This is a genomic window from Streptomyces sp. NPDC007863 (assembly GCF_040633895.1).
In the GTDB taxonomy this organism is placed as follows: domain Bacteria; phylum Actinomycetota; class Actinomycetes; order Streptomycetales; family Streptomycetaceae; genus Streptomyces.
The window spans coordinates 219573-245707 of record NZ_JBEYEI010000001.1 but is presented as its reverse complement, the minus strand read 5'-3'; the positions used below and the strand labels follow the sequence as shown (position 1 = coordinate 245707).

Sequence of the window (26135 nt, the reverse complement as noted above, 5' to 3'; positions counted from 1 at the left end):
TCCCTCTTGGAGTTGCCTCCTCATGACCGCTGTCGACGCACGTCCCGAGTCCTCCGCGACGCTCCGCTTCCCGGAGGGTTTCCGCTGGGGCACCGCCACCGCCGCGTACCAGATCGAGGGCGCGGCCACCGAGGACGGCCGGACGCCGTCCATCTGGGACACCTTCAGCCGGACGCCGGGAAAGGTCCGCAACGGCGACACCGGTGACATCGCCGCCGACCACTACCACCGGGTGCGCGAGGACGTGGCGCTGATGCGCGAGCTGGGGGTGACGGACTACCGGTTCTCGGTGGCGTGGCCGCGCGTCCAGCCGACCGGGCGCGGGCCCGCGCTCCAGAAGGGCCTCGACTTCTACCGGCGGCTCTGCGACGAGCTGCGGGAGGCGGGGATCCGGCCGGTGGCGACGCTGTACCACTGGGACCTGCCGCAGGAGCTGGAGGACGCGGGCGGCTGGCCGCGCCGGGAGACGGCGGAGCGGTTCGCCGAGTACGCCGGGATGACGGCGGCGGCGCTCGGCGACCGGGTCGCGACCTGGACGACGCTGAACGAGCCGTGGTGCGCCGCCTTCCTGGGGTACGGGAACGGGGTGCACGCCCCGGGCCGGACCAGTGACGCGGAGGCGCTGCGCGCCGCGCACCACCTGAACCTGGCGCACGGCCTGGCGGTGGGCGCGCTGCGGGAGACGCTGCCGGCCGGCTCCGAGGTGTCGCTGACGCTGAACCTGCACGTGGTGCGGGCGCTGACGGAGTCGGCGGAGGACCTGGACGCGGCGCGCCGGATCGACGCGGTGGCGAACCGGATCTTCCTGGACCCGGTGTTCCGGGGCCGGCTGCCGGAGGACCTGGTGCGGGACACGGCCCGGGTGACGGACTGGGCGTTCGTACGGGACGGGGACCTGGCGACGATCTCGGCGCCCATCGACTCGCTGGGGCTCAACTACTACTCCCCCACGGTCGTCGCGGCGGGGTCCTCGGAGTCGCCGGCGCCGTGGGGCGGCGCGGAGCGGCACGTGCGGTTCCTGCCGGCGCCGGGGCCCCGGACGGCGATGGACTGGCCGGTGGACGCGGACGGACTGCACGAGCTGCTGGTCCGGCTGCGCGACGAGCTGCCGGGCGTGCCGCTGGTGATCACCGAGAACGGTGCGGCGTACGACGACTACGCGGACCCGTCCGGGCAGGTGCGGGACCCGGAGCGGGTGGCGTACCTGCACGGACATCTGGCCGCGGTGCGCCGGGCGATCGAGGACGGCGCGGACGTGCGGGGCTACTTCCTGTGGTCGCTCCTGGACAACTTCGAGTGGGCGTTCGGGTACAGCAAGCGGTTCGGGATCGTGCACGTGGACTTCGCGAGCCAGCGGCGGACGCTCAAGGACAGTGCCCGCTGGTACGCGCGGGTGATCGCGCGGGGCGGGCTGCCGTCCTGAGCGTCCGGCCCGCCGCCGCGCTCCGGGTCAGGCGGTGGTGAGGACGGCGAGGCGCTGGGTGGCGCGGGTCATCGCCACGTAGTGGTCGACCGCGCCCTCGATGCCCTCGCCGTACTCCTCCGGGTCGAGGAGGACGACGAGGTCGAACTCCAGGCCCTTGGAGAGGCTCGGGGTGAGCGCCCTGACCCGGGGGCGGTCGCCGAGCGCGGGGAGCCGGCCCTCGGCGGCGATGACGCAGGCGACGCCGTCGGCGTTCCCCGCGAGCCAGTCGTCGAGGAGGGTGTCGAGTTCGTCGGTGGTGCCGTGGTGGACGGGGAGGCCGGAGGCGCGCACCGAGGTCGGCACGTTGGCGTCCGGGAGGGCGGCGCGGATGACCGGCTCGGCCTCGGTCATGACCTCTTCCGGGGTGCGGTAGTTGATGCTGAGCGAGGTCATCTCGACGCGGTCGAGGCCGATGCGCTCCAGGCGCTCCCGCCAGGTCTCGGTGAAGCCGTGGCGGGCCTGCGCGCGGTCGCCGACGATGGTAAAGCTGCGCGAGGGGCAGCGGGAGATCAGCATCTGCCATTCGGCGTCGGTGAGTTCCTGGGCCTCGTCGACGACGACGTGGGCGAAGGGCCCGGCGAGCGGGTCGCCGGCGGCGACGGGCAGTCCGGCGTCGTCGACGAGGCTGTCCTGGAGGTCCTGGCCGAGGAGCATGGTGACGGCGCCCTCGCCGTCGTCGTCGCCCCGCACGATGTTGTCGATGACGCCGGCCATGCGCTCCTTGCGGGCGGCCAGGGTGGCCTTCTCGCGGCGCTTGCGGGCGCTGGCCCGGGGGTCGCCGAGGCGCTGCCGGGCCGCGTCGAGGTAGGGCAGGTCGGACTCGGTCCACGCCTGGGCGTCGGCCCGCTGCAGGGCGCGCACCTCGTCCCGGTCGAGCCAGGGGGCGCACAGGCGCAGGTAGGCGGGGACGGTCCACAGGTCGCCGACGAGGTCGGTGGGCTCCAGCATGGGCCAGGCCCGGTCGAGGGTGGCGACGAGTTCGCGGTCGTGGCGCAGGGCGCGCTCGAAGAGGATGTCGGGGACCTCGCCGCGGGTCCTCTCCTTCAGGAGGGTGACGAGCTCCTCCCAGATCAGCTCGCGGGCCTCGTTGTGCGGGGTGCTGGGGCCGGGGGCGTCGAAGGCCTCGGCCCAGTCGTCGGCGGTGACGGTGAGGTCGCCCCAGTCGGTGCGGACGTGGGTCGGCCCGGTGGGGGGCTCCTCGTAGAAGCGGACGGCCTTCTCGATGCCCCGGACGAGGGCGGCGGAGGACTTGAGCCGGGTCACCTCGGGGTCCTTCTCGGGGCGGACGGCCGCCCCTTCGGGGACGAGGTCGCGGACGGTGCAGGTGCGCACGCCCTCCTCGCCGAGGCTGGGCAGGACGTCGGAGACGTAGGCGAGGTAGGGCTGGTGGGGGCCGACGAAGAGGACGCCGCCGCGGCGGTGGCCGAGCCGGGGGTCGGAGTAGAGGAGGTAGGCGGCCCGGTGGAGGGCGACGACGGTCTTGCCGGTGCCGGGTCCGCCGTCGACGACGAGGGCGCCGCGCGAGCCGGCGCGGACGATGGCGTCCTGGTCGGCCTGGATGGTGGAGAGGACGTCGCGCATCCGCTCGGAGCGGTTGGTGCCGAGGCTGGCGATGAAGGCGGACTGGTCGTCGAGGGCGGCGTGCTCGTCGAGGCCGCCCTCGGTGAAGACCTCGTCCCAGTAGTCGGTGATCCGGCCGCCGTTCCAGCGGTAGCGGCGGCGGCTGGCGAGGTCCATCGGGTGGGCGTGGGTGGCGGCGAAGAAGGGCTCGGCGGCGGGCGAGCGCCAGTCGACGAGCAGCCGGTTCCCGGCGCTGTCGGTGAGGCCGAGGCGTCCGATGTAGAGGGGCTCGGAGCCGTCGGCGGAGACGATCCGGCCGAGGCAGAGGTCGAGGCCGAAGCGGCGCAGGGCGCGCAGCCGGCCGGAGAGGCGGTGGACCTCCAGGTCGCGCTCCATCGCCTCGCGGCCGGCGCCGCCGGGGGCGCGGAGGACCGCGTCGAGGCGCTCGGAGAGTTCGGCGACGGCCTGGTCGAGGCTCTCGGCGACGGCGGCGAAGTGCTTCTCGTCGTCGGCGATCAGCGCCGGGTCGGCCTTGGCGGCGAGACGGTCGGGCAGCTCGAAGGGGCCGGTGGTCCGCGGAGGCATGGGCACGCGCGCAATCTCGTTTCAGCAGGTGATGGGGGTGAGTGTGCGATTGTGCGGCATCCGGGGGGCCTTGCCGCAAGGCCCCCCATGCGCTATATGTTGAACATGGCGGGAGAAGCTCCCGCCTTTCGCGTGTCCGGGACCCATCCGTCCGTGTGCCGGGTGCCGTGCGCGCGGGTGCCGGGTGCCAGGGTGCGTCAGCGGGTGTCGCCGGTCCAGTCGAAGCGTGCCGGGTCGCCGGCCCGGGGACCGTACACCGCCTTGCCCTCCGCGCCGTAGCGGCTCAGCTCCGTCTCCAGGACGGCGCCGGCGCGTATCTGCTCGCCGGTCCAGTCGGTGACGTCGAGCAGCAGCCCGTCGAGCGGGCCGCCGACCAGCTCCGCGTAGGCCCGCCCGGGGCGCGGTCCGGGGCGCGGGTCGTCGTGGTCCTGGCCGTAGACCCGGCCCCGCAGCAGCTCCTCGTCACGGTCCCCGCCCATGCCGTCTTCCTTCCCCCCGCCGCCGGGCCTCTCGCTCTGCCTGTCCATGGCCCCAGGGTGACAGCCGCCACTGACAACGGCCCGCCGGGCGGCCCCGTACGGACGTTCGGCCGGGTTCCGGGGAACCGGACGGGGTGTCAGACCGTCCTCCGGGGCAGCACCACCGGATCCTGTTCCGGCCCCCACCTGGAAGGACGTCGATGTCGATCACGCTCGCCGAGGAGATCACGCTGCTGTCCCTGGACGACGCGTCCGGGGAGGCGAAGGAGCGGCAGTCGGCGGCCTGGGCGGTCGCGGGCGGGATCCTGCTGGAGCTGGCGCTCGCGGGGCGGGTGTCGGTGGCCGACGGGCGGCTGACCGTGACGGACGAGAGCCCCACCGGGGAGGCGCTGCTCGACGGACGCCTCGCGACGCTCGCGGCCTGGGCGGAGCGCCGGGGAAAGGCGCCGAAGCTCACCGAGTGGCTGACGAAGGACCAGGCGAAGGCCCCGGCCGCGACGGTCGCGCGGCTGTGCGAGCGCGGGCTCGTCGTGGAGGAGAGGCGCCGGGTCCTGGGCCTGTTCCCGGTCCGGCGGTATCCGGAGGCGGACGGCTCGGTCGAGCGGGAGCTGCGGGAGCGGCTGCGGGCCGCGGTCCTGGACGGCGCGGCGCCGGACGAGCGGACGGCCGGGCTGATCGCCCTGGTGCACGGGGCGAAGCTGCACCGGATCGCCTTCCCCGGCGAGCCCCGCAAGGAGGTCGCCGCGCGGATGGAGGAGCTCGCGGAGGGCCGGTGGGCGGGCGAGGGCGTGCGGGAGGCGATCCGGGACATGCGGGCGGCGATGGCCGCGGTGACGGTGGTCACGATCGTCGCGGCCGCCGGCTGAGCGGGGCCGGCTCAGGTCACGGCGTGTCCGTGCGCGGCGGCCAGGGCGTCGAGTTCGGGGTCCCCGTACAGACGGCGCAGGGCCTGGAAGACGGTGACCTTCTCCGGACCGAAGCGGGCGATCCTCGTCTCGAAGGTGTCGGGGGAGACGAAGCGGGGCGGGGTGCTCTTGCTGTGGAACTTGTCGGCGTACATGACCATCCGCTCCTCCGGCGTGACGGGCACGTAGTCGGCGGGCGGGATGGGCAGGCCCTGCGCGAGGACGTCCTCCTGGGTGAGGCCGACGCCGGTGTGGCAGGAGCAGAAGCGGCAGAGGGTCTCGGGGAGGCCCTCCTCGGCGAGCAGCCGGTGGCCGAGGACGCCGTGGGTCACGTAGGAGGCGCCGTCGATGCGCCCGGCGGAGTCGTAGAGACGGTAGACGCCGATGTCGTGCAGCAGGCAGCCGGCGCGGACGAGGTCCGCGTCGACGCCCCGGCCGTGGCGGGCGAGGAGCTGCTCGGCGAGGGCGGCGACGATCTCGCAGTGGGTGAAGACGAGTGCGAAGGCGGCGTCGCTGGGGGCGTGTTTCCGGTGCAGCGCCCGGATTTCGTCATATGAGGGGATCTCCACACCGGAAGGATAGCCGGGCGGGCCTCCGCCCCCGCCGGAGTTCGGCGCGGGCGTGACGGCCCGGCGCCGTGCCCGTCGGGGCCGGTGCCGCCGGGGACTGTCCGTCGCGCGTCGCGAGCCGGACCCAGGAGAGGGGAACCCAACCTTCCACCGCTCTGCCACGGGAGTCGAACTGCGCGTCACCGTCCGGTAACTGACGGCTTGTTCCCTCGGTATCCAGGCAGTTCCCACTCGGGAAGGACTCCCATGCAGCGCAGGCCCCTCCTCCTCCTGGTCGCCGCCGCGGTCCTGTCGACCGGGTCGTCGGTGCCCCTCGCGCAGGCCCGCCCCGACGGCCCCGCGGTCGCCACACCCGGCGCCGCCGCACCGGCCCCCGCCGCACCGGCCGCCGGACCCGCCGTCGCCACGCGCCACGCCGTCCACTCGGCCACCCGCGTCACCAGCACCCCGGCACCGGGCGTGACGCTCACCTCCCTCACCTACGGGAAGCGGGACGCGGACGACTACTGGACCGTCCAGGTGAACCTCCCCCGGCAGCCCGACGGCCCGCTGACCGGCGCGCCGCTCGCGCTCGGACCCCACGACACCGCGCTGCGGGTCGCGAAGGCCCTGGAAACGGCCGGCTTCACGGCGCGCGTCGAGCGGATCACCACGCCGGCGTACGCGGACCGGCGCGCGGGGGCGCTCGGCTGGACGGTACGGACCGGGCGGCACGCGGACGAGGCCGGGGCGACCGCGCTCGTCGCACGGCTCAAGGACGCCGGCTTCACCGCCCGCACCCGCTACACCGCCCAGGACGGCACCGACGAGGACGCGCCCCAGCGGGTGCACGTCCTGCGGATCGACCTCGACGCCTTCGGCGGCCGTCTCGCGGCCGGCCACGGCCCCGCGCTCAAGGGCACCGAGAAGCTGACGGACCTGATCGGCGCCTCGGGCGCCGTCGCGGGGATCAACGGCCAGTGGTTCTACAACAGCGCGCCCGGCGGGATGTACGTGAAGGACGGCCGCGTCCTCGGCTCCGCCACCCAGGGACGGGCCGGCGTCCGGCTGGACGGCGGCGGGCGCTCCTTCGCCGTCGACACCTTCACGACCCGGGTGACGGTGACCGCCGGCGGCGAGACGGCGGAGGTCGACGGGATCAACCGGATCCCCGGAGATGTCTGGAACTGCGGCGGGGTCGGCGGCGACCAGCCGACCGAGCGCCCCCAGCACGACCTCAAGTGCACCGACGCCGGCGAACTCGTCCGCTTCACCCCCGAGTGGGGCGCTCCCCCGGCCGGCGCCGGCGCGGAGGCCGTCCTCGACGCCCGCGGCCGGGTGACGGCCGTGCACGGCACGCGCGGCGCCGCCGTCCCGGCCGGCGGCTCGACCCTCCAGGCCACCGGCGACAGCGCCGCCTGGCTGCTGCGCACCGCGCGGGTCGGCGCGGCCCTCTCCTTCGACGAGCGGATACGGGACGGCCAGGGCCGTCCGGTCGCGCTGGGGCCCGACACGACGATCCTCCAGGTGGGCCCGTCCCTGGTCCGCGCGGGCCGGGTGGCGGTCAACGCGGTGGGCGACGGCATCGTCCGCGACGGCGCCGACCAGTCGTTCACCTACGACTGGACGGTACGCGCCAACCCCCGGTCCATGATCGGAAAGGACTCCGAGGGGCGGCTGCTGCTCGTCGTCGCCGACGGGCGCGACCCCGGCGTCAGCGAGGGCCTGAGCATCGACGCCGCCGCCCGTCTGATGCGCGCCCTGGGCGCCCGCGAGGCCCTCAACCTCGACGGCGGCGGTTCGAGCGTCCTCGCGACACCGGCCGGGATCGTCAACCGGCCGTCGGACACCACCGGCCAGCGCTCCCTCGGCAACGCGCTGCTCCTGCTCCCCCGGTGACACCCGCCCCGCGGTGACACGCCACTCGCGGTGACACCCTCCTCGCGGTGACTCCCGCCGCGCATCGGCGGGAGTCGCGACAGGCGGAGGGCGCCCTGAGCGGCGAGACTGGGCCTGGACCGGGTGTCGACCGCAGGCAGGTGCAGCATGTTCGAGGACGTCCCGCCCCCTCCCGGCCCGGAGGGGGCGGCCTCCCTGGGCGGTGTGGCGGTGTCCGTGCTCGACCACGCCGTCCTCGACGCCGTGTTCCGGCAGTCCTCGGTCGGCGTGCACGTGCTCGACCGGGAGCTGCGGCTGGTCCGGGTCACCGGCGCGGCGCTCGCGATGCGGGGCGTCGCGGAGGAGGACGTGCTCGGGCGGCCGGCGGTGGAGGCGTACCGGCACTTCGGCGTCGAGGTCAAGGAGCAGGTGCTCCGCGACGTCCTGGACGGCGGGACGCCGGCCCGCGACGTGCTGGTACGGGGCCGTCCGCCGCAGGACCCGGGCCGGAAGCACGTCTACTCGGTGTCCCTCTACCCGCTGTACACCCCGGGGCCTGACGGCGCGCGGCGGCCCGCGATCGGGCTCGTCGCCACCGTCACGGACGTCACCTTGCGGGTCCTGGCCGAGCAGCGGCTCGCCCTGCTCTACGAGGCCCGTGAGCGGATCGGGCGGACGCTCGACGTGGAGCGAACCGCCCGCGAACTCGTCGAGGTGACCGCGCCCGGCTTCGCCGGCTCGGTCGTGGTCGCGCTGACGGACGCGGTGCTGCGCGGGAAGCCGCCGGAGCTGCGGCGCGCGGGCGAGACGCCGCTGCTGCGGTGCACGGCCGTGGGCGGCTCCGCTCACGCGGACGGCGGCGTGCCGCTGCCGGAGCCGGGGGCGGTGCTGCTGCCCGGGCTGTTCGGCGAGCGGCTGCCGGACGGACCCGAACTGCGGCGGTGGGACGGCGAGGTGCGGCTCGTGGCGCCGCTCGCCGTGCGCGGGCAGCTGCTCGGGGCGGTCGCCTTCCGGCGGCCGCCGGGGGCCGACCCGTACACCGAGGACGACCTCGCGCTCGTCGAGGGCGTCACCGCGCACACGGCGACCTGCCTGGAGAACGCGCTCCGCTTCACCCGCGAGCACACCGTCATGACGGCCCTGCAGTCCTGGCCGCTGCGGCCCGACGGCGAGACCCGGCACGCCGTGGAGCTCGCCCAGCGGCACCGGCCCGGCGGCACGGGCGCGGGCTCGTGGTTCGACGTCATCGCGCTGCCGGGCGCGCGGGTGGCGCTGGTGGTCGGTCAGGTGGAGCGGCCGGGGCTGAGTGCGGTGGCGACGATGGGCCGGCTGCGGACCGCCGTGTACAGCCTGGCGACGCTCGACCTCTCCCCGCACGAGCTGCTGGCCCGGCTGCACGCGGTGACGCAGCGGCTCGCCCGGGAGCAGGGGCACGCGCCGGGGCACGGGCACGGCGACGACGAGCCGGCCGCGAGCTGCACGGTCGCCGTGCACGATCCGGTGACCGGCCGGCTCGACCTCGCCCGGGCCGGGACGTCGCTGTGCGTCGCCGTCCGGCCGGACGGCTCCCTCGACGCGGACCTGGTGGAGGAGGGGCCGCTCCTCGGCGACGACGGCCCGCCGTTCGCCTGCTCCTCCCACTTCCTGCCGGAGGGCACCACCCTGTGCCTCGCCTCCTCCGCCCGCGCGGACGGCGGCCCGTCGCAGGCGCGGGTGGCGCAGGCGCTGGCCGCGCCCGACCGGGGCACGCACCCGATGGCGGACGACCTGGCGGCGCTGCTGGCGCCCGAACGCGTCCTGCTGGTCGCCCGCACGCTGCGGCTGCCGGCCTCGGACGTCGCCGAGTGGGAGGTGCCGGGCGAGCTGTCGGCGGTGGCGCCGACCCGGCACGCGGCCGAGGACCGGGTGCGGGAGTGGGGCCTCGGGGTGGACCCGCTCACCGTCGAACTGATCGTCAGCGAGCTGGTCACCAACGCGGTGCGGCACGGCGCTCCGCCGTACGCCCTCCGGCTGCTGCGGGGGGAGTCCACCCTCACCGTGGAGGTGCGCGACGGCGCGGCCACCGCCCCGCACCTGCGGCACGCGAAGGCCGGCGACGAGGGCGGCCGGGGCCTGCACATCTGCGCGATGCTGGCGGACGCGTGGGGCGTGCGGTACGAGGAGGACGGCAAGACGGTGTGGGCGGAGATCGCGCTGGACGGGGACGGGAACGGGGCAGGGGCCGGGATCGGGTTCGGCGACCCGGCCTCCGCCTGACCTCCCCCGCCGCCCGGATCAGCCGATCCCGTACGCCCTCGGGGGCAGCGGCACGACGGCGCGCGGGGCGACGGCGAGCCCGAAGCCGTGGTTGGCGGCGATCGCGCGGATGTGGTCGGCGGAGAGGGAACCCTGCTGTTCCAGGACGAGCGCGGGCAGACCGGAGCGGGTGTGCCCTGCGGTGCGGTGGAAGGACAGGATGCTGACGGAGGTCGGCCGGTGGAAGGGATGGCGGCGGCGGGCGGCCTCCTCGTCGGCGTGGGCCAGGATCCGGACGCCCTCCTCGGCGCCGAACTCGTCGACGAGGCCGTCGGCCCGCCAGTGCGCCGGCTCGTGGTCGCGGCCGGTGACGTGGCGGGAGCGGTTGACGGAGGTGACGGCGAGGAAGTCGCCGCCGGTCCGGGCGAGCGCCGCGCCGAGGAAGGCGTGCGAGGGGCAGCGGGTGCCGGGCACGATGACCTGGACGGTGGGCCCGCCGCCGTCGGCGGCGACGAGGGCCTCCGGCACCCGGCCGGCCGCCGGGCCGCGCAGCCCGATGGGCCCGAGCCCGAGCAGCTCGGCCGTCAGCGACCTGACCTGCTGCCAGGGCACCCCGTCCGGAAGCCGCGTCCAGTCGAACGCGGCCGGCACGCGCTCCGGCACGGTCGTCACGCTCGCGGTCCGCCCGGCCGGGCGCCCCTTCATCCGGTTGACCCGCTCCACGACCTCCCGCTCCGGACGGAAGCTCAGCGCGTAGAAGTTCCCGAACCCGTGCGCCACGGCCTCCCCGCCCGCGACCGCACCCGCCGCCTCCCGTACGTCCTCCGGGTCGTCGAGCACCAGGGTCCGCACCGCCGCGGCCTGCTGAACGCCCACGGAAACCACCTCCGCGTTCCTCGTCATGTGATCGTTTTACGCGTGCAACGACCCAACACCCCCACGGTCACCCAAACCGCCCCATCGGCCCACCCGCCCGGCTCCGGTCACGACACGTGCACGGCCACACCGCACAGCCCGTACCCCTTGTCCGACGCTCCCACCGGTCCCGGCCCGGGGACGGTAGAGGGTGGTGCCGACTACGATCCCGAGGTCGGACCGGGCTGTTGGGGAGGGGTGGAGTCCTTGAAGGGGCTGTTCGTGGTCGGTGATCTGGTGGCGTTCCTGGTGGAGTTGGTGGCGCTCGGGGTGCTCGGGTGGTGGGGGTGGAGCGTGGCGGATCCGGTGTGGTTGCGGATCGTGCTGGCCGTGGCGGTGCCTGGGGTGACGGCGGTGGTGTGGGGGATGTTCGCCGCGCCGAAGGCCCGGGTCAGGTTGCCGGTGGCGGGGGTGGTGGGGGTGAAGGCCGTCGTGTTCGGGGCGGCGACCGCGGCCCTGGTGGGCGTGGGGCACACCGGCGCGGCGGTGGTGTTCGGCGCGGTCGCGGCCGTCGACACGGTGGTGGTGACGGTGGGCAGGGCCGGGGGCGGCGCGCACTGGGGCGTCGAGTAGGGCCTCGGCGCGTGCCGCCCCGGCGGCTCAGACGACCGCGCCCGTGGGGTCGGTCGTGCGGGGGTTCGCCGGCCGGGTGGGGGGTTTGGGGGCGCGGGATTCCAGGGTGACCGTCAGGGGGAGGGCCGTGAAGACGGTCGAGGCCATGCCCAGGAGGACACCGGCCAGGAGGGCCACGGAGAAGTCCGTGAGGGTGTCGCCGCCGAGGACGGCGAGGGCCGCGAGGACGAAGAGGGCGCCCATGCCGGTGTTGACGGTGCGCGGGAGGGTCTGGGCGACCGCGCGGTCGGCGAGGTCCGCGAGCGGGAGGCGGCTGCCGGTGCGGCGGAGTTCCCTGAGCCGGTCGAGGACGACCACAGAGTCGTTGACCGAGTAGCCGACGACGGTCAGCAGCGCCGCCAGGAAGACGCTGTCCACCGGCTTGCCGAGCCAGGCGAAGAGGCCGACGACGAGCAGCACGTCCTGGGCCATCGCGGCGACGGCCGCCGCCGCGTACGTCCAGCGGAAGCGGACGGAGAGGTAGGCGAGCTGCGCGGCCACCGCGAGGCCGAGGGCGAGGAGCGCGTGGGCGCGGAGTTCGCCGCCGAGGCTCGGGCCGACGAGGTCGTCGCGTTCGACGGTGACGGGGCCCGCGGTCTCCGCGAGCGCCGCGGTGATGCGGCGCTGCGCGGAGTCGTCGGTCTCCCCCACGCGTACCGTCACGTCCCGGCCGCCGTCGCCGGTGGCCTGGACGACGGCGTCGGGGAAGCCCGCCGCGGCGACCGCCGCACGCGCCGCGTCCGCGTCCACCGGCCGGGTCGCCGCGTACTGGACGTCCCGGCCGCCGGTGAACTCGACGCCCCACTGCACCCCGCGCACGCCGATCCCCGCGAGGGCGACGAGGAGGAGGACCGTGCTGACGGTGAACCAGCGGCGGCGGTGGACCATCAGCCGCGGGGCCCGCCGCGCCAGTCGGGTCCGGAGCCGGCCGAGGCCCGCCATGCCGGTGAGCGCGGGCCTGCGGCGTACGGCGGGCAGGGCGAGGACCGCGTCGGTGAGCAGCCGGGTGATCACCATGGCCGTGACCATGGAGGCGAGGACGCCGAGGGCGAGGGTCACGCCGAAGCCCTTCACCGGGCCGGTGGCGAAGGCGAAGAGCAGGCCGGCGGCGAGGAGCGTGGTGATGTTGGAGTCGGCGACGGCGCTCCACGCCTTGGCGAAGGCGGTGGCGAGCGGGCGGCGCGGGTCGCGGACGGCGGCGGTGCGGCCGAGGGCCGCGTACTCCTCCCTGGCCCGTTCGAAGACGAGGACGTTGGCGTCGACGGCGATGCCGACCGCGAGGACGAAACCGGCGAGGCCGGGGAGCGTCAGCGTGGCGCCGAGGGCGACGACCGCCGCGTACGAGAGGAGTCCGTAGAGCAGCAGGGAGAGCGTGGCGAGGACACCGAGGAGCCGGTAGACGGCGATGACGAAGACGCCGGTGCAGGCGAGGCCGATGACGGCGGCGAGCGCGCTGGCGCGGATGGCCTCGGCGCCCAGCGTCGGACCGACGGTGCTCTGTTCGACGGTGGTGACGGGCAGCGGCAGGGCGCCGCCCTCGACGAGCGCCGCGAGGTCGCGGGCCTCCTCGGCGGAGAAGCCGCCGGTGATCTGGGTGGAGCCGCCGGCGATGCCGGCGCCGCAGGTCACGCCGGTCTGGACGGCGGGCGCGGAGACGATCCGGTCGTCGAGGACGATCGCGACCCGCCGGGCCGGGTCGCCGGCCGGTGCGCAGGCGGCCTCGCCGGTGAGCCGGGCCCAGTCGGCGGCGGCGCCGTCGCGGAAGGCGAGGTCGACGGTCCAGCCGCGGCCGCCGGCCGCGTCGAGGACGGCGTCGAGGCTCTTCACGCCGTCGCCGGTGAGGGCGGGCGCGGCGAGGGCGAGGAGGCCTCCGCCGTCGGGGTCGGGGAGGACGCGGGAGCCGTCGGCGGCGGGGCGGCCCTCGGGCGCGGCGGCCGTGCCGGTGACGGCGTGGACGGTGAGCTGGGCGGTGCGGCCGATGACCTCGGCGGCCTCGCGCGGGTCGCGCAGGCCGGGGAGTTCGACGACGATCCGGTTCTCGCCGGCGCGGGCGAGCGACGGTTCGGCGACGCCGAGGCCGTCGACCCGCTTGCGGAGCACTTCGCGGGCGCGGTCGGTGGCCGCCGGGTCGGCGCGGAGCGCGGGGGTGTCCTGGGTCTCCAGGACGATCCGGGTGCCGCCGCGGAGGTCGAGTCCGAGGCGGGGCTGGGTGGTGAGGGCGGTCCAGAGGGCGAGTGCGACGACGGCGAGCGCGAGGAGCGCGCGCCGGAGCACGGCGGACGAGGGCATGGGTCCTCCACGGGCGGTGCACGGCCGGACGCGTGGGAACGGCGGTCCGTGCGGGCATGACGGGGGTACGCGCGCGGTGCCGGGGCGCGGGCATGCCGAGGGCCCGGACGGCGGCGCGGTGGAACGGCGTCAGCGGTGCCGGGTGGAGGGCGGACCTCGGGGGTCGCGGGGGTCGTACGGGAGTCCGGGCGGGGCGCGCTCCCGGCGCGGGTCGCCCGCGACGCGCCCGGGTACGGAATCCGCGTCGGCGGTCCGGACGACCGGCGGCGCGACGGGCGGGGCCGGGAAGCGTACGGACTGGTCGACGACGGCGGGCAGTTCGGCCGTCACGGCGCCCGACAGGTAGGGGTCGGGCGCGGACGACGCCGGGGCGGCGGCGGCCGTCGGGACCTCGCCGCCGGGGCCCGTGCCGGTGCTCGCGGGGGCCACCAGGAACGCGCAGAGCGCGCAGAGCAGCGCCGGGAGGAGGCGGGCCAGGAAGGGGAGCGACGACGGCTTCGTGTTGCGCACCGCCCGCCTCCCCGTTCCCTGGTGACTTCGTGACTTCGTGTCGGATCAGCCTAGACGGGCGGGCGGCGGAATGAGTACGGGGGTGAGTACGGGCGCGCATGCCGGCGGCGGGGGCCCCGGCCGACGATGGGCGGGCCGTCGTCGTCCGGTTCCCGAAGGTGGAGGGTCCGCCCGTGCTCAGTCGTCTCGCCGCGCATCTCGTGCCGTTCTTCGGACGGTTGACCGTGACCGCGGACCCCGGTGCCCGGATCGAGCCGGGCAGCATCATCGTCGCCAACCACACCTCGCTCGCCGACCCGGCGCTGGTGCTCGCCGCGCTGCGGCGGCGGCTCGGCGCCGAGCCGGTGCTGCTGGCGGCGGCCGGCCTGTGGCGGGTGCCGGGGCTCGGACGGGCACTGTCGCGGGACGGGTACGTGCCGGTGCACCGCAACACCGCGCACGCCTCGGCGGCGCTGGACCGGGCGGCGGTGGCGCTCGCCTCGGGGCGTCCGGTGATGCTCTACGCGGAGGGGCGGATCCCGCCGCGCAGGGAGGCGTCGGAGGCGCCGCCGGAGGAGTTCCGCACCGGCCTCGCGCGGCTCGCGGGGGCGACGGGCGCGTCGGTGGTGCCGGTCGGACAGGCGGGGGCGCGCCGGATCACCTCGGGCGGGACGGTGAAGCAGATCGCGGGCGTGCTGACGGCTCCGCTGCGGCGCCCGTGCCTGCACGTGCACATCGGGGCGCCGCTGCGGCTGCCGGAGGACGTACCTGCGGCGACGGCGCTGGCGCACGGGGCCGTCACGGAGGCGTGGCGGACGGCGGCGCTGGCGCTGGGCGAGCCGGCGGCCGGGCCGGAGCCGGTCCGCCGGCCGACGGGGCCCGCCTGACCCTTCGCGCCGGACGAGGAGGGGTCAGGCGGCGGGCCCCAGGCCGAGGTCGCCGCCGGGCGGCGGCGTGAGGTAGCGGGCGACGTCGGCGTCGGTGACGCCGGCGAGCGCCGGCGGGTCCCACCGCGGGTTCCGGTCCTTGTCCACGACCTGGGCGCGGATGCCCTCGACGAGGTCGTGGCTGGTGAGGGCGGCGCAGGAGGCGCGGTACTCCAGGTCGAGGACGGCTTCGAGGCTGTCGAGCCGGCGGGCGGCGCGGAGCACGGTGAGGGTGGCCTTGAGGGCGGTCGGGGACTTCGCGAGGAGGGTGTCGGCGGTCTCCTTGGCGTCGGGGACGCCGGAGTCGAGGAGGCGGTCGACGATCTCCTCGACGGTGGGGGCGGAGTAGCAGGCGTCGATCCACTCGCGCTGCTCGGCGAGGACGCCGGGGGCGGCCGGGGTGGTGTGCCGGGCCAGGGCCTCGCCGGCGGGGAGGCGGGTGAGGTCGGCGGCGAGGGCGTCGAGCGCGGCGGCGGGGACGTGGTGGTCGGCGAGGCCGGTGAGGAGGGCGTCGGCGGCGCCGATCTGCGTGCCGGTGAGGGCGAGGTGGGTGCCGAGTTCGCCGGGGGCGCGGCCGAGGAGCCAGGTGCCGCCGACGTCGGGGACGAAGCCGATGCCGGTCTCGGGCATGGCGATCCGGGAGCGTTCGGTGACGACGCGGACGGAGCCGTGGGCGGAGACGCCGACGCCGCCGCCCATCACGATGCCGTCCATGAAGGCGACGTACGGCTTCGGGTAGCGGGCGATGCGGGCGTTGAGGCGGTACTCGTCGCGCCAGAAGGCGGCGGAGGCGCTGCCGCCGGCGCGGGCGTCGTCGTGGATGGCGCGGATGTCGCCGCCGGCGCACAGGCCCCGCTCGCCCGCGCCGCGCAGGACGACGGTGGTGACGGCCGGGTCGTCCGCCCAGTCGGTGAGGGCGGCGTCGAGGGCGCGGACCATCGGGTGGGTCAGGGCGTTGATGGCCCGGGGCCGGTCGAGGGTGAGGAACCCGGCCCGGCCGTCGGTGCGGCGCAGGACGTCGGGGCCCGGGGCTGCGGAGGCGGCGGGGTTCTCGGCGGGCACGGCGATCACTCGGTCCTTCCCTGGCACGGCTCTGTGTCGCCGCCCACGCTACCCGCCCGGTCCTGGGCCGACGGGCGGGGGGAGCCGGGGCGGCCTAGCGTGGATCGGGGGGCTGTACCGAGGAGGGATCGCGGTCATGGGCAGCGCCGTCGACAAGGCCCGGGGCAGGGCCAAGGAACTCGCCGGGAGGCTCACCGGCGACGAGCGGCTGGAGGCCGAGGGCAGGACGGACCAGGCGAAGGCGAAGGCGCGCGAGGCGGTGAGGAAACTCCGTGCGCGCGCCCGTGGCGTCATGGACTCGATCGGGCGTTCCTGACGGCCGCGAAGCCGCCGTGGCGTCCGTGCGCGGGGGCGGAAGCGGTTCCGAGTTCGGCTCGGGGTTCGGTTCGGGGTTCGGTTCGGGGTTCGGGCATGGGCTCCGGCTCCGGCACGGGCTCCGGTTCAGGCTCGGGCACAGGCTCCGGTTCAGGCTCGGGCACAGGCTCCGGTTTGGGTTCGGGCAGGGCTCGGCTTCGGGTTCGGCTTCTGGGTTCGGGTGGTGCCGCCATGGTGCTTGACCTGTTGTTGATCGGGCTGGCGGTGACCCTCTTCCCGCTGCCCGTCATGGCCTTCGTCCTGGTGCTGGCCTCCCCGCGCGGGGTACGCAAGGGGCTGGTGTTCATCCTGGCCTGGGTGGCGTGTCTCGTGCTGGTGATCACGCTGGTGCTGGTCCTGACGGAAGGCACGCCTCCGGCACCCCGCTCGCCGCCGTCCGTCGCGGCGATCTGGGCCTCGCTGCTCTTCGGTGTGGGCCTGGTCGGCTACGGCGTGCGCCGGTGGCGGCGGGTGAGGCACGGCGCGGTCGCTCCGAAGGCCTCGGAGGAGGCCCCGGCGACCGCGCACGAGGGTGCCTCGCTCTGGTCCGCCGCGGCCCTCGCCGTCCTCCTCCAGCCGTGGGGGATGGTCGGCGCCGCGGCCGCCACCGTCGTCCAGGCCGATCTCTCCGAGGCCGGGTCCGTCGTGGCCCTGGCCGGCTTCTGCCTGGTGGCCACGTCCAGCCTGCTGGCCATGGAGCTGTCGATGGTCTTCGCCCCGGAGCGGTCCGCGAACGTTCTGATGCGGCTGCACGACTGGCTGCGGCGCCACAAGGAGCCCGCGGTGATCGGCGTGTGTCTGGCGTTGGGACTGTGGCTGATCAGCCGCAGCCTCTACCAGCTGGCGTGACGTCGCCGGTGCTCACGACGCGTCGTCGGGCTTCACGACGCACAGCGCCCAGATGACGAAGCCGGACATGGCGATCATGAGGATCGACCAGGCCGGGTAGTACGGCAGGGACAGGAAGTTCGCGATGACGACGAGGGAGGCGATGGCCACTCCGGCCACCCGTGCCCACATCGACACCTTGTAGAGGCCGAAGCTCACGAGGATCGCGACGGCACCGAGGACGAGATGGATCCAGCCCCATCCCGTCAGGTCGAACTGGAAGACGTAGTTCGGCGTCGTCAGGAAGACGTCGTCCTCCGCGATGGCCATGATGCCCCGGAAGACACCGACGACCCCGGTGATCCCCAGCATGACGGCGGCGAAGACGGTCAGTCCCCCGGCCCACAGCTGGCTGGTGTGGTGCGACCGGTGGGGGGTGTGCGTGGTGGCCATGGTGGACCTCGCTCTCGCTCCAGCGGGCACGGCTCCCACCGGTACCCGCTGCTTCCATGGTGGTCCCGGGAGCGGCGCGGCGCACGGTGGCCCGGGAGGTCGCGAGGCTCAGTCCCGGGCGCCCGGGCCCTCGTGGTGGCGTCCCAGCCGGCGGCGGCTGGGACCCGGCGGGACCTCGGCGGACTCCTTGAGGCCGGGAGCGGGGGCGGTGGCGGAGGCCCGGCGGTACCAGGCGCCGTACGCGCCGGCGAGTACGGAGGCGGTGGCGCCGTGGAGGAGGACGCTGAGGGCGACCGTGACGGCCACGACCCGGCCCAGCAGTTCGGTGCCCGCGACGTGCTCTTCCGCGACCAGGAGTCCGAGGACGACCGAGGCGAGGCCGCGGGGGCCGAACCAGCCGATGTAGAGGACGGTCGGAGCCCGCAGGCCGCTGCCGAGCAGGGAGAGGGCGACCGGGACCATCCTGACGACGGTGAGGCTGAGCAGGGCATAGCCGACGACCGGCCAGGTCAGGTGCTGGAGGGCGGGGCCGAGCAGGACGGCGCCGAACAGGAGCAGGGCGACGGAGGCGAGGAGACCGCCGAGGTCCTCGGCGAGGTCCGCGGTCGTGTCCCGGCCTCCGTCCGCCTCCGGGTCCGCGTCCGGGTCCCCGTCGCGGCGCGGTGCGGTGGTGCCGGACGGGCTCGCGGGGATGTTCCGCAGGGCGTGGCCGAAGGCGAAGCCGGCGACCCAGGCGGCGATGAAGCCGCTGCCGTCGACGACGACGGCCAGTTCGTACGCCCCCGCGGCGACGGCGAGGACGTAGACGTGGCGCCACTCTCGGGTGATCAGACCGCGCGCCCGGGCGGCCTGGAGCAGCCGTCCGGCGCCGCCGCCGACGAGCAGGCCCAGGACGGTGCTGAGGAGCAGCGAGCGCCAGAAGGTGCCGGCCACGCCCTCGGCCGCGTACGAGGTGCCGGGGACGGCGGCGAGGAAGACCACGAAGAAGGGCAGGACCATGCCGTCGTTGAGGCCGCTCTCGACGTTCAGGCCCTGGCGGACCAGGGGCGGGACGCGGCGGTCGGAGATCGCGGACTTGCCGAGCGCGGCGTCGGTGGGTGCCAGGATCACGCCGACGAGGGCGAGCTCCCAGACGGTGAGTCCGGGCAGCAGGGGCCAGGCGAGGAGCCAGCCGGCGGCGATGCTGAGCAGGAGGCCGATCCCGAGCAGCCGGCGGGGCAGGAATCCGCCGCGGGTGAGGTCGCGGCGGCGGACGGTCATGGCGTCCGTGAAGAGGACCAGGGTGAGGGCCGCTTCGAGCAGGGCCGTGATGGGCCCGGCCTCGTCGGTGTCGATCACGCCGAGGACGGCGGGGCCGAGGAGGACGCCGCAGCCGGTGAAGACGATCGCCGAGGAGAACGGGGTCGTCGCCAGCCGGCGTGACCCGAGGGCATAGGCGGCGGTCACCCCGGCCACGGCGAGGACCGTCCACGCACCGCCGCTCATGGGCACCGCCTCCCTCGCTCTTCCCGGTCGGCTGCGGCGGCGGGAAGGCTTACGGAAGGAGAGGAAGAAGGGGCGGGAAGGACTCACCCGCTTCTCGCGGATCCTGATTGCACGGTGCACGGCCTCGGGGACCGCTACTCCGTGTCCTCACGTGGAGTCCTTCCCGTCGTCTCCATGGAACCACCGCGGGGCGCCGCCCGCAGGTCAGGCGGCGCCCCGCGGCTCAGGCCGGGAGGAGGTCCTGGAGGACCCTGCCCCGCCGGGGGGAGCTGAGACGCAGCTCGATGATGTCCCGGACGGTGGGCCACTCCTCGTCGAGGATCGAGTAGAAGGCCGTGTCCCGGACGGCGCCGTCGAGGCCGCGCGAGTGCGCCCGGCGGATGCCCTCGCAGGTGGCGCCGAGGCGTTCGATGGCGACGCGCGAGCGGGTGTTGCGGGCGTCGGCACGCAGCGTGATCCGGCGGACGCCCCAGGTGTCGAAGGCGTGGCGGAGCATGAGCAGCTTCGCCTCCGTGTTGATGCCGGTGCCCCGGGCGTCGCCCGAGATCCAGGTGTTCCCGATCTCGGCGGCGTCGGGGACCGCGGTGAGCGGATCCCCGTGGGGATGGCCGGGGGTCGGAGGCCAGACGAGCGGACCCCGCCAGTAGTCGAGTTCGAGGAAGCGGGTGGAGCCGATCACCCGGTCGTCGGCGGTACTGACCAGGGCGAAGGGCAGAGAGCGCCCGGCGGCCTGTTCGGCCAGGGCGCGGGCGATGTAGTCGAGCGCGGATTCCAGGCCGTTCGGCACGGGAGTGAAGGCATAGGCCGATCGGTCCGCCTCGCCGGCCCGCGCAAGGGCTTCGGCGTGCCGCATCGCCAGCGGCTCCAGGCGCACGGAGCGCCCGGTCAGGAGAACAGGTACTGGCACGGAACCTCGGGTCTTTCACGGGCAGGGGTCACTTCCGTCACGACGCTGTGCGCCGGAAGTGAAGGGGGAATCTCGCCGGGTGCCGATGTCACGTCGAAAGACGTCGGATGAGCAGGCAAAACGGTTCGTCACCGGGTGCGAGGAGGAACAGTATGCAGCCACAACAGCTCTGAGAACAGAACCTGCGGAGAACCCGAATCCACGCGCGGGTGAAGCCTGCCGGAGAGGTCCCCGGGGCGGTCTCAGGGGGCGGACAGGCGCGCCCGCCCCTCGGACGGCCTCCGTGCTCAGACGCAGGTGGGGTGGCCCCAGCCCTCACTGTTCTTGGAGATGCTCTCCCCCTTGTCATAGGCACGCCCACAGCGGCAGCGGCCCGGAAACTTGGCCTTCAGGGTGCCGCCGGACGGGCGACTCCGGCGGGCTCCGGAACCGGCGGATCCACCCGGCGCGGAGGCGCGCGCCCGGGGCGTGCGGGGCGCGGAGGCCCGCGCGGAGGCGGGCTCGGGGTCGGGCAGGGCGGAGCCGGCGTCCGAGCCGAGGGGTTCCTGGGTCCTGGCGCTGTGGCTGGCGGCCCGGTCGGCGGCGTCGTTGAGGGGGTCGCCGCCGGTCTGGTGCGCGGGGGTGTAGACGAAGTCGACGTCCCGGCCGGTGAGCAGGGCGTCGATCCGGACGACGAGGTCCTTGTTGGCGACCGGGGTGCCGGCGGCCGTCTTCCAGCCCTTGCGGCGCCATCCGGGCAGCCAGGTGGTGACGGCCTTCATGGCGTACTGCGAGTCCATCCGGATCTCGGCGGGGGCCGAGGGGTCCAGGGTCTCCAGGAGCCGTTCCAGGGCAGTGAGTTCGGCCACGTTGTTCGTGGCGCGGCCGAGCGGTCCGGCCTCCCAGCGCTCCACGGTGCCGTCCTCGCGGCCGATGACCCAGGCCCAGGCGGCGGGGCCGGGATTTCCCTTGGACGCGCCGTCACACGCGGCGATGATCTTCTCAGGCATTCTTCGATCCTGACACGGACGGGGGTGTGCTCGGGGCCTTCGGGGGGCTTCGTACGGGGTCCCCCGGGCGGGGGGCGGCGGGCTCCCCGCGCCACGGGCTGTCGGCGCTTCCCCGTAGACTCGCCGTCTGCCCGCCGGTGCGCGGCACCGACCCAGCTGACAGGAAGCGACGGACTCCATGAACCACGCGGACGGCACCGCACCGATCTACGCCCAGCTCATACGGGAGCGGGGGGACGTTCCCGGTGACGTGCGCCAGACCGCGGAGGAGGTGCTCCGGGACCTGAGCCGGTACATCAAGCTTCCCGCGCCCACGCCGCAGCAGCCGCCGATGGGTGCCGGGGCGCCGACGGGCCTCCAGGGGATGCCGGGGATGCAGGGCCAGCCCGGCATGCAGGGCCAGCCGGGGATGCACGGCCAGCCGCCGATGGGCGGGCCGGGGATGCAGGGGCAGCCGCCGATGGGCCGGCCCGGGTTGCCCGGTCCGTCGCCGATGGGTCAGCCGGGGATGCAGGGGCAGCCCGGTATGCCGGGTCAGCCGGGCATGCACGGTCAGCAGGGCATGCACGGTCAGCCGGGGATGTCGGCTCCGGCTCTGCCCGCCGTTCCCGGTCAGCCGATGCCCGGCCAGCCCGGCATGGCGGGCCCCGCGGGTCTGCCCGGCCCGGCGGGCCTCCAGGGCCCCACCGGGGTCCCGGGTCAGGGCGGCCCGGCCGGTCACGCCGGCGTCGTCGCGATGCGCTCGCTGCCGCAGGGCGGCTGAGCCGCATCACCTGGCGGAAGGCGGCGCCGAGGACGAGCCGCTGCCGCGTGGCGGCGGGCGCACGGGTCGAACGCCACCGCCGCGCCGCCGCGTGCGCCCGTCCGGACGCGGCCGTCGTCCTCGGCCCGCGGCGCTGTCAGGGGTACGGCCCCGCCGTCCCCGACGGCCGCCGGCCGACCAGGAGCACGGGAACCGGAGGCCACTCGTGACCGAGAGCCCGTACGCCTTCTTCGACGTCCATGTCGCCGTGGCCGCTCCGGAGACCATCGCCGACCGTCTCCGCACGGCCCTGGGCGGCATCGAGGCCCCCGTCACGGGGCGGCATGACCTGATCGTCGGTCCGCTCTGGATCACGGCCGCCCACAACGACTGCCGGACGTGGGCGCGCGCCGACCTGGCGGACTTCCTCCGGTGGCCGACCGTCCTGGAGGGCGAGACCTCGCCCGGCGCCACGCCCGCCGAGGTGGTGGAGGCGGTGGCCACGCTGCCGCGGACCCTGTGGGACATGGGGTACCGGGCCCTCGCCTCGTGCGGCTTCGAGGACGAGCTGCCCGACGCCGGCGGCATCGCCCGGTACCGCTGACGTCCCCGCCCGCGCCTCGGGTCATCCGATCGGTGGACCCCCGGGTCCACCGGAGGGCTCGGGGGCCGTGGACGGGCGGGCGAGGGGGGCTCGGGCCCGGGGGCCGGAGGATCGGGGTACGGGAGGGGCCGGGTTCGCGCGGTGTCCTCCTCCTGTCGCGTACCCCGAGGAGCCCGAGATGACGAAGATCCCCCGCACGTCCCGTACCGCTCGCGTCCTTCTGCCCGCGGCCGTCGCCGGGGTCCTGCTGTCGGGATGCGCCCAGGCCGACGTGGCTCCCGCCGCCGCACCGAGCCGGTCGGAGAGCACCGCTCCCGCCCCCGCCGTCACCGTCACTCCCCCGCCCGCCGCCGGGACCGCGGAGCCGGGCGCGAGGACGGGCGCGAAGCCCGCGGCCGGGACACTGCTCGTCGGCGACTTCGGTGCGGACACCGTGACCTTCGTCGATCCCGCGCGCGGCGCCACCGGCTCCGTGAAGGTGGGCACCGCGCCGTACGGGCTCGCCCTCGGGAAGGACGGGCGGGCCTGGGTCGCGACGGCCGAGGGCGTCGCCGTCGTCGACACGGCCGGCCGCCAACGCCTGGCCCTCGTCCCGTACCGGACGGACACCGGCCCGGTGACGACCGGCGAGTACCGGGGCGGCGGGATGGGTATCGCGCTGTCGCCGGACGGGAAGCGGGTGTACGTGGGGGTGAACGTGCCCGGCGGGAACGGCACCCTGGAGGTGATCGACACCGCGTCCCTGAAGGTCGTGGACGTGGTCGACGTGGGGCGCCGGCCGTTCGACGTCGACGTGAGCCGGGACGGGTCCGCCGTGTACGCGACGAACCACGACTCTTTCGACGTGACCGTCGTCGACGCGGACTCCCTCGACGCCCGGCGCGTGGAGGTCGCCCCGTACGGCACGGAGGGCGGGCTCGGCTCCTGGCTGAAGCCGCACTACACCGCCGTACGCCCCTCGGACGGGAAGCTGCTGCTGCCCTTCGAGGGCGAGCGGCTCGCCGTCGTGGACCCGGACACCGGCCGGGTCGAGATCGAGGACATGACCGCGAACACCCACCAGCACGGGGCGGCCGTGACGGCGGACGGCACGCTGTACGCCGTCGGCACCGGGCCGATCGACCCGAGCGAGGACCGCGGACCCTCGCTGACCGTCCGGTCGCCCGAGGGCAGGGAGCGGGTCTACCCGCTCGACGGGCCGCACGAGGACGTCGCCGTGTCGAAGGACGGCCGGACCGCGTACGTGACCGGCGGCTTCACCCGGGACGGGTACTGGGACGGGATCAGCGTCGTCGACCTCGACTCCGGCGAGGTGAAGCGCCTCGCGGCGGGCTCGCGCCCGCTGGGTGTGGTCGTCCTCTAGCCCTTGGAGGCTCCCCGGGCCCCAGGGCGCAGGGGCGGTCCTCCGTGACGCGCGTGCGACCGGCCGACCCGGATCGGGGGGCCGGGCAGCGGACGGCCCGCGGTCCCCCCGTCCTGAAGGTACGGGCGCGCGGGCCGTCGGCCGAGTCAGCCGGCCGGCCGTGGACGCGGGGCTTCACCCATGGATTCCGCGCCGGAGTCGTCGGAGTCGTCCGTGCCGTCGGTGCCGACCGGGCCGCGGGGAAGCAACCGGTCCAGCCACTTCGGCAGCCACCAGTTGGTCCGGCCGAGGAGGGTCATGGTCGCCGGCACCAGCACCATGCGCACGACCGTGGCGTCGATGAAGATCGCGGTGGCCAGGCCGAGCCCGAACATCTTGGCGGAGGGGTCGTCGGCGACGGCGAAGGACAGGAAGACCGCCACCATGATGAGGGCCGCCGAGGTGATGATCCGGGCGGTGCGTGAGACGCCCTCGACGATCGCCGTGCCGTTGTCGCCGGTGCGCAGGTACTCCTCGCGTACGCGGGAGAGGAGGAACACCTCGTAGTCCATCGACAGGCCGAACAGGATGGCGAAGAGGAACATCGGGATGAACGACACGATCGGGACCGTCGCTTCCAGCCCGATGAGCGTGCCTCCCCAGCCCCACTGGAAGACCGCGACCATCACGCCGTAGGCCGCGCCGATGCTCAGCAGGTTCAGCAGTACCGCCTTGAGCGGTACGAGTACCGAGCGGAAGACCAGCATCAGCAGCAGGAACGACATCGCCAGCACGGCGGCGACGAACGCCGGCAGGCGTTGGCTGGTGCGCCGGCCCACATCGGACAGGCTCGCGGCGGCGCCGCCGACGTGGGCACGGGCCGGGCCCTCGCCGATCGCCGCGGGCAGCACGTCGGCCCGCAGCCGGGCGATCGTGTCGGCCGTGGCCTTGTCCTGGGGGCCGGTGGTCGGGAACACCACGAGGGTCGCGATGCCGGTGGCCCGGTCGGTGTGCGTCGGCGCGACGGACGCGATGCCCGGATCCGCCGCGACCGTCGCGACGAGGCGGTCCACCGCTCCCCGGTCGCCGGAGGGGTCCGCGGCGATGACGAGGGGGCCGTTGGTGCCCGGGCCGAATCCCTCGGCGACGAGGTCGTAGGCCCGGCGCTCGGTACGGCTCTGCGGCAGTGAGCCGTCGTCGGGCAGGCCGACGCGCAGGCCGAGCACGGGCAGCGTCGCCGTCAGCAGCAGCCCCGCCGCGCCGACCGCGTACGGCACCGGGTGCCGGCTGACGTGCCCGATCCAGCGACGCCACCCGGCGGCGTGGGCGGCGCCCGCCGCCGGGACCCGCCGCGCGAGTCGCCCCGGCTTCCCGGCCCGCAGGGCCCGGCCGATCCGCCCGGTCCGGGCCAGGCGCGGGCCCGCCGCGCCGAGGAAGGCCGGCAGCAGCGTCACCGACGCGAGCACCATGATCAGGACGACGATCGAGACGGCCACCCCGCCCACCGTCATGAACGGCACGTTCGCGACCGCCAGGCCGAGGATCGACACGACGACGGTGCCGCCGGCGAAGACCACCGGCCGCCCCGCCGTCGCCACCGCCCGTCCGGCCGCCGTCCGCGGGTCGAGGCCGCACGCGAGGTACTCGCGGTGCCTGGCGAGCACGAACAGCGCGTAGTCGATGCCCACTCCGAGCCCGACCATGCTGCCCAGGACCGGTGCGAAGGCGGGGACCTCCGTCACCCCCGCCAGTACCGTCATCGTGGCGACCCCGACGGTCAGCCCGAAGACCGCCATGCCGATCGGCAGCGCGGCGGCGACGAGCGAACCGAACGCCAGGAACAGGATGGCGGCCGCGGCGAGGAGGCCGATCAGCTCGCTCACGCCGCCGTCGGGGTCGGAGAAGGCGTAGAAGAGGCTCCCGCCCATCTCGATGCGCAGGGGCAGTTCGGCGCGCAGCCGGTCGCCGAGACCGACGAGGGCGTGGAGGTCGTCGGCCGACAGCCGGCTCTGGTCGGGGTACTGCACCCGGACGACCGCGATCCGCCCGTCGGCCGAGACGAGGCCGCCGCGCACGGCGGTGTCGCCGCCCGTGTCGAGCGCCCCCGCCGGGTCGCTCGTGCCGAGCACGTGCGGCAGCCGTTCCACCTCGGCCCGCAGCCGGGTCAGAGCGGTGCGCGCGCCGTCGTCGTCGAGGAACGTCGCACCGCCGTCAAGGGGGGTGACGACCACTTGGGCGGTCATCCCCTCCTGGCCGGTGCCGGCCCGCTCGATCAGTTCCGCGGCCCGCTGGGAGTCCAGTCCCGGAGCGGTCATCGAGTCCGCGGTACGCCCGCCGAAGGCGACGGCGGCGAGGACGGCGAGCGTGGCGGCGACCAGCCATGCCGCGATCACCCGCCAGGGATGGCGGGCGGCGCTTGTGCCCAGGCGCGACAGGGCTTTCGAGAGCATCGGGTCCTCCAACCACCTCGTCGGCCGTCCTTG

At 75.4% G+C, this 26135-nt stretch carries 23 protein-coding genes; 11 read left to right on the top strand and 12 right to left on the bottom strand.

The features are described 5' to 3' along the window. Positions 1 to 22 precede the first annotated feature (22 nt). Positions 23 to 1423: a GH1 family beta-glucosidase gene (locus ABZ621_RS01030; RefSeq protein ID WP_360599325.1), complete on the top strand. Its 1401-nt coding sequence runs from the start codon at positions 23 to 25 to the stop codon at positions 1421 to 1423. Between the two features lie 27 nt (positions 1424 to 1450). On the opposite strand, the gene helR is transcribed toward ABZ621_RS01030, so the two are convergent. After that, a complete protein-coding gene (gene helR / locus ABZ621_RS01025) occupies positions 1451 to 3610 on the bottom strand; it encodes an RNA polymerase recycling motor ATPase HelR (protein ID WP_360599887.1) in 2160 nt (719 codons plus the stop codon). Between the two features lie 197 nt (positions 3611 to 3807). Then, positions 3808 to 4089, bottom strand: coding sequence for a hypothetical protein (locus ABZ621_RS01020; RefSeq protein WP_360599323.1), 282 nt, complete (start codon positions 4087 to 4089; stop codon positions 3808 to 3810). A 200-nt stretch (positions 4090 to 4289) separates the two neighbouring features. Here ABZ621_RS01020 and ABZ621_RS01015 point away from each other — a divergent pair, with 200 nt between their 5' ends. Then, on the top strand, positions 4290 to 4955 hold the full coding sequence (locus ABZ621_RS01015) for a GPP34 family phosphoprotein (protein WP_360599321.1): 666 nt from the start codon (positions 4290 to 4292) through the stop codon (positions 4953 to 4955). 11 nt (positions 4956 to 4966) lie between these two features. On the opposite strand, the gene ABZ621_RS01010 is transcribed toward ABZ621_RS01015, so the two are convergent. Further along, positions 4967 to 5563: an HD domain-containing protein gene (locus ABZ621_RS01010; protein ID WP_360599319.1), complete on the bottom strand. Its 597-nt coding sequence runs from the start codon at positions 5561 to 5563 to the stop codon at positions 4967 to 4969. A 246-nt stretch (positions 5564 to 5809) separates the two neighbouring features. Here ABZ621_RS01010 and ABZ621_RS01005 point away from each other — a divergent pair, with 246 nt between their 5' ends. Further along, entirely contained in the window at positions 5810 to 7441 is a 1632-nt protein-coding gene (locus tag ABZ621_RS01005; protein ID WP_360599317.1) for a phosphodiester glycosidase family protein, read from the top strand. A 147-nt stretch (positions 7442 to 7588) separates the two neighbouring features. Continuing rightward, positions 7589 to 9676, top strand: a complete 2088-nt coding sequence (locus ABZ621_RS01000; RefSeq protein ID WP_360599315.1) for a SpoIIE family protein phosphatase — start codon at positions 7589 to 7591, stop codon at positions 9674 to 9676. 18 nt (positions 9677 to 9694) lie between these two features. Here ABZ621_RS01000 and ABZ621_RS00995 read toward each other — a convergent pair whose 3' ends face one another. Beyond that, entirely contained in the window at positions 9695 to 10531 is an 837-nt protein-coding gene (locus ABZ621_RS00995) for a hypothetical protein (RefSeq protein ID WP_360599313.1), read from the bottom strand. 237 nt (positions 10532 to 10768) lie between these two features. Here ABZ621_RS00995 and ABZ621_RS00990 point away from each other — a divergent pair, with 237 nt between their 5' ends. Next, entirely contained in the window at positions 10769 to 11143 is a 375-nt protein-coding gene (locus ABZ621_RS00990; RefSeq protein WP_360599311.1) for a YrdB family protein, read from the top strand. Between the two features lie 27 nt (positions 11144 to 11170). Here the strand turns inward: ABZ621_RS00990 and secD are convergent, their stop codons facing one another. Both secD and ABZ621_RS00980 read right to left on the bottom strand, forming a co-directional pair. Continuing rightward, on the bottom strand, positions 11171 to 13471 hold the full coding sequence (secD, locus tag ABZ621_RS00985) for a protein translocase subunit SecD (RefSeq protein ID WP_360599309.1): 2301 nt from the start codon (positions 13469 to 13471) through the stop codon (positions 11171 to 11173). Positions 13472 to 13600: 129 nt separating this feature from the next. Continuing rightward, a complete protein-coding gene (locus ABZ621_RS00980; protein ID WP_360599307.1) occupies positions 13601 to 13981 on the bottom strand; it encodes a hypothetical protein in 381 nt (126 codons plus the stop codon). A 173-nt stretch (positions 13982 to 14154) separates the two neighbouring features. On the opposite strand from ABZ621_RS00980, the gene ABZ621_RS00975 reads away from it, so the two are divergent. Then, positions 14155 to 14847 carry a lysophospholipid acyltransferase family protein gene (locus tag ABZ621_RS00975; RefSeq protein WP_360599305.1) on the top strand — a complete coding sequence of 231 codons (693 nt, stop codon included), beginning with the start codon at positions 14155 to 14157 and terminating at the stop codon, positions 14845 to 14847. A gap of 24 nt (positions 14848 to 14871) precedes the next feature. Here the strand turns inward: ABZ621_RS00975 and ABZ621_RS00970 are convergent, their stop codons facing one another. Next, on the bottom strand, positions 14872 to 15957 hold the full coding sequence (locus ABZ621_RS00970) for an enoyl-CoA hydratase/isomerase family protein (protein ID WP_360599303.1): 1086 nt from the start codon (positions 15955 to 15957) through the stop codon (positions 14872 to 14874). 127 nt (positions 15958 to 16084) lie between these two features. Between ABZ621_RS00970 and ABZ621_RS00965 the strand changes: the two genes are divergently transcribed. Beyond that, positions 16085 to 16264 carry a CsbD family protein gene (locus tag ABZ621_RS00965; RefSeq protein ID WP_360599302.1) on the top strand — a complete coding sequence of 60 codons (180 nt, stop codon included), beginning with the start codon at positions 16085 to 16087 and terminating at the stop codon, positions 16262 to 16264. 230 nt (positions 16265 to 16494) lie between these two features. After that, positions 16495 to 17151, top strand: a complete 657-nt coding sequence (locus ABZ621_RS00960) for a GAP family protein (protein ID WP_360599300.1) — start codon at positions 16495 to 16497, stop codon at positions 17149 to 17151. A gap of 12 nt (positions 17152 to 17163) precedes the next feature. Here ABZ621_RS00960 and ABZ621_RS00955 read toward each other — a convergent pair whose 3' ends face one another. From ABZ621_RS00955 to ABZ621_RS00940, 4 genes are all read right to left on the bottom strand, one after another. Then, complete coding sequence (locus ABZ621_RS00955; RefSeq protein ID WP_360599298.1) at positions 17164 to 17583, bottom strand: hypothetical protein; 420 nt, start codon at positions 17581 to 17583, stop codon at positions 17164 to 17166. Between the two features lie 108 nt (positions 17584 to 17691). Continuing rightward, positions 17692 to 19068 carry a cation:proton antiporter gene (locus tag ABZ621_RS00950; RefSeq protein ID WP_360599296.1) on the bottom strand — a complete coding sequence of 459 codons (1377 nt, stop codon included), beginning with the start codon at positions 19066 to 19068 and terminating at the stop codon, positions 17692 to 17694. 223 nt (positions 19069 to 19291) lie between these two features. Then, the gene (locus ABZ621_RS00945) at positions 19292 to 19975 is read right to left on the bottom strand and encodes a GNAT family protein (protein ID WP_360599294.1); all 684 of its coding nucleotides are present in this window, start codon (positions 19973 to 19975) and stop codon (positions 19292 to 19294) included. A 287-nt stretch (positions 19976 to 20262) separates the two neighbouring features. After that, entirely contained in the window at positions 20263 to 20964 is a 702-nt protein-coding gene (locus tag ABZ621_RS00940) for a ribonuclease H (RefSeq protein WP_360599292.1), read from the bottom strand. 178 nt (positions 20965 to 21142) lie between these two features. On the opposite strand from ABZ621_RS00940, the gene ABZ621_RS00935 reads away from it, so the two are divergent. The 3 genes from ABZ621_RS00935 to ABZ621_RS00925 all read left to right on the top strand — a co-directional run bounded on the left by ABZ621_RS00935 (position 21143) and on the right by ABZ621_RS00925 (position 23673). Continuing rightward, positions 21143 to 21727, top strand: a complete 585-nt coding sequence (locus tag ABZ621_RS00935) for a hypothetical protein (RefSeq protein WP_360599290.1) — start codon at positions 21143 to 21145, stop codon at positions 21725 to 21727. Positions 21728 to 21932: 205 nt separating this feature from the next. Beyond that, complete coding sequence (locus tag ABZ621_RS00930) at positions 21933 to 22310, top strand: hypothetical protein (RefSeq protein WP_360599288.1); 378 nt, start codon at positions 21933 to 21935, stop codon at positions 22308 to 22310. Positions 22311 to 22488: 178 nt separating this feature from the next. Continuing rightward, on the top strand, positions 22489 to 23673 hold the full coding sequence (locus ABZ621_RS00925) for a YncE family protein (RefSeq protein ID WP_360599286.1): 1185 nt from the start codon (positions 22489 to 22491) through the stop codon (positions 23671 to 23673). A 146-nt stretch (positions 23674 to 23819) separates the two neighbouring features. On the opposite strand, the gene ABZ621_RS00920 is transcribed toward ABZ621_RS00925, so the two are convergent. Then, the gene (locus tag ABZ621_RS00920; protein WP_360599284.1) at positions 23820 to 26102 is read right to left on the bottom strand and encodes an MMPL family transporter; all 2283 of its coding nucleotides are present in this window, start codon (positions 26100 to 26102) and stop codon (positions 23820 to 23822) included. Between the last annotated feature and the right edge of the window lie 33 nt (positions 26103 to 26135).

Bases quoted from the DNA above. Each gene is read 5' to 3' on its own strand.
- ABZ621_RS00935 (WP_360599290.1), top strand. From the start codon at position 21,143: ATGAACCACGCGGACGGCACCGCACCGATCTACGCCCAGCTCATACGG.
- ABZ621_RS00965 (WP_360599302.1), top strand. From the start codon at position 16,085: ATGGGCAGCGCCGTCGACAAGGCCCGGGGCAGGGCCAAGGAACTCGCC.
- ABZ621_RS00940 (WP_360599292.1), bottom strand. From the start codon at position 20,964: ATGCCTGAGAAGATCATCGCCGCGTGTGACGGCGCGTCCAAGGGAAAT.
- ABZ621_RS01015 (WP_360599321.1), top strand. From the start codon at position 4,290: ATGTCGATCACGCTCGCCGAGGAGATCACGCTGCTGTCCCTGGACGAC.
- ABZ621_RS01020 (WP_360599323.1), bottom strand. From the start codon at position 4,089: ATGGGCGGGGACCGTGACGAGGAGCTGCTGCGGGGCCGGGTCTACGGC.
- ABZ621_RS00925 (WP_360599286.1), top strand. From the start codon at position 22,489: ATGACGAAGATCCCCCGCACGTCCCGTACCGCTCGCGTCCTTCTGCCC.
- helR (WP_360599887.1), bottom strand. From the start codon at position 3,610: ATGCCTCCGCGGACCACCGGCCCCTTCGAGCTGCCCGACCGTCTCGCC.
- ABZ621_RS01005 (WP_360599317.1), top strand. From the start codon at position 5,810: ATGCAGCGCAGGCCCCTCCTCCTCCTGGTCGCCGCCGCGGTCCTGTCG.
- ABZ621_RS00955 (WP_360599298.1), bottom strand. From the start codon at position 17,583: ATGGCCACCACGCACACCCCCCACCGGTCGCACCACACCAGCCAGCTG.
- ABZ621_RS00920 (WP_360599284.1), bottom strand. From the start codon at position 26,102: ATGCTCTCGAAAGCCCTGTCGCGCCTGGGCACAAGCGCCGCCCGCCAT.
- ABZ621_RS00950 (WP_360599296.1), bottom strand. From the start codon at position 19,068: ATGAGCGGCGGTGCGTGGACGGTCCTCGCCGTGGCCGGGGTGACCGCC.
- ABZ621_RS01000 (WP_360599315.1), top strand. From the start codon at position 7,589: ATGTTCGAGGACGTCCCGCCCCCTCCCGGCCCGGAGGGGGCGGCCTCC.
- secD (WP_360599309.1), bottom strand. From the start codon at position 13,471: ATGCCCTCGTCCGCCGTGCTCCGGCGCGCGCTCCTCGCGCTCGCCGTC.
- ABZ621_RS00960 (WP_360599300.1), top strand. From the start codon at position 16,495: ATGGTGCTTGACCTGTTGTTGATCGGGCTGGCGGTGACCCTCTTCCCG.
- ABZ621_RS01030 (WP_360599325.1), top strand. From the start codon at position 23: ATGACCGCTGTCGACGCACGTCCCGAGTCCTCCGCGACGCTCCGCTTC.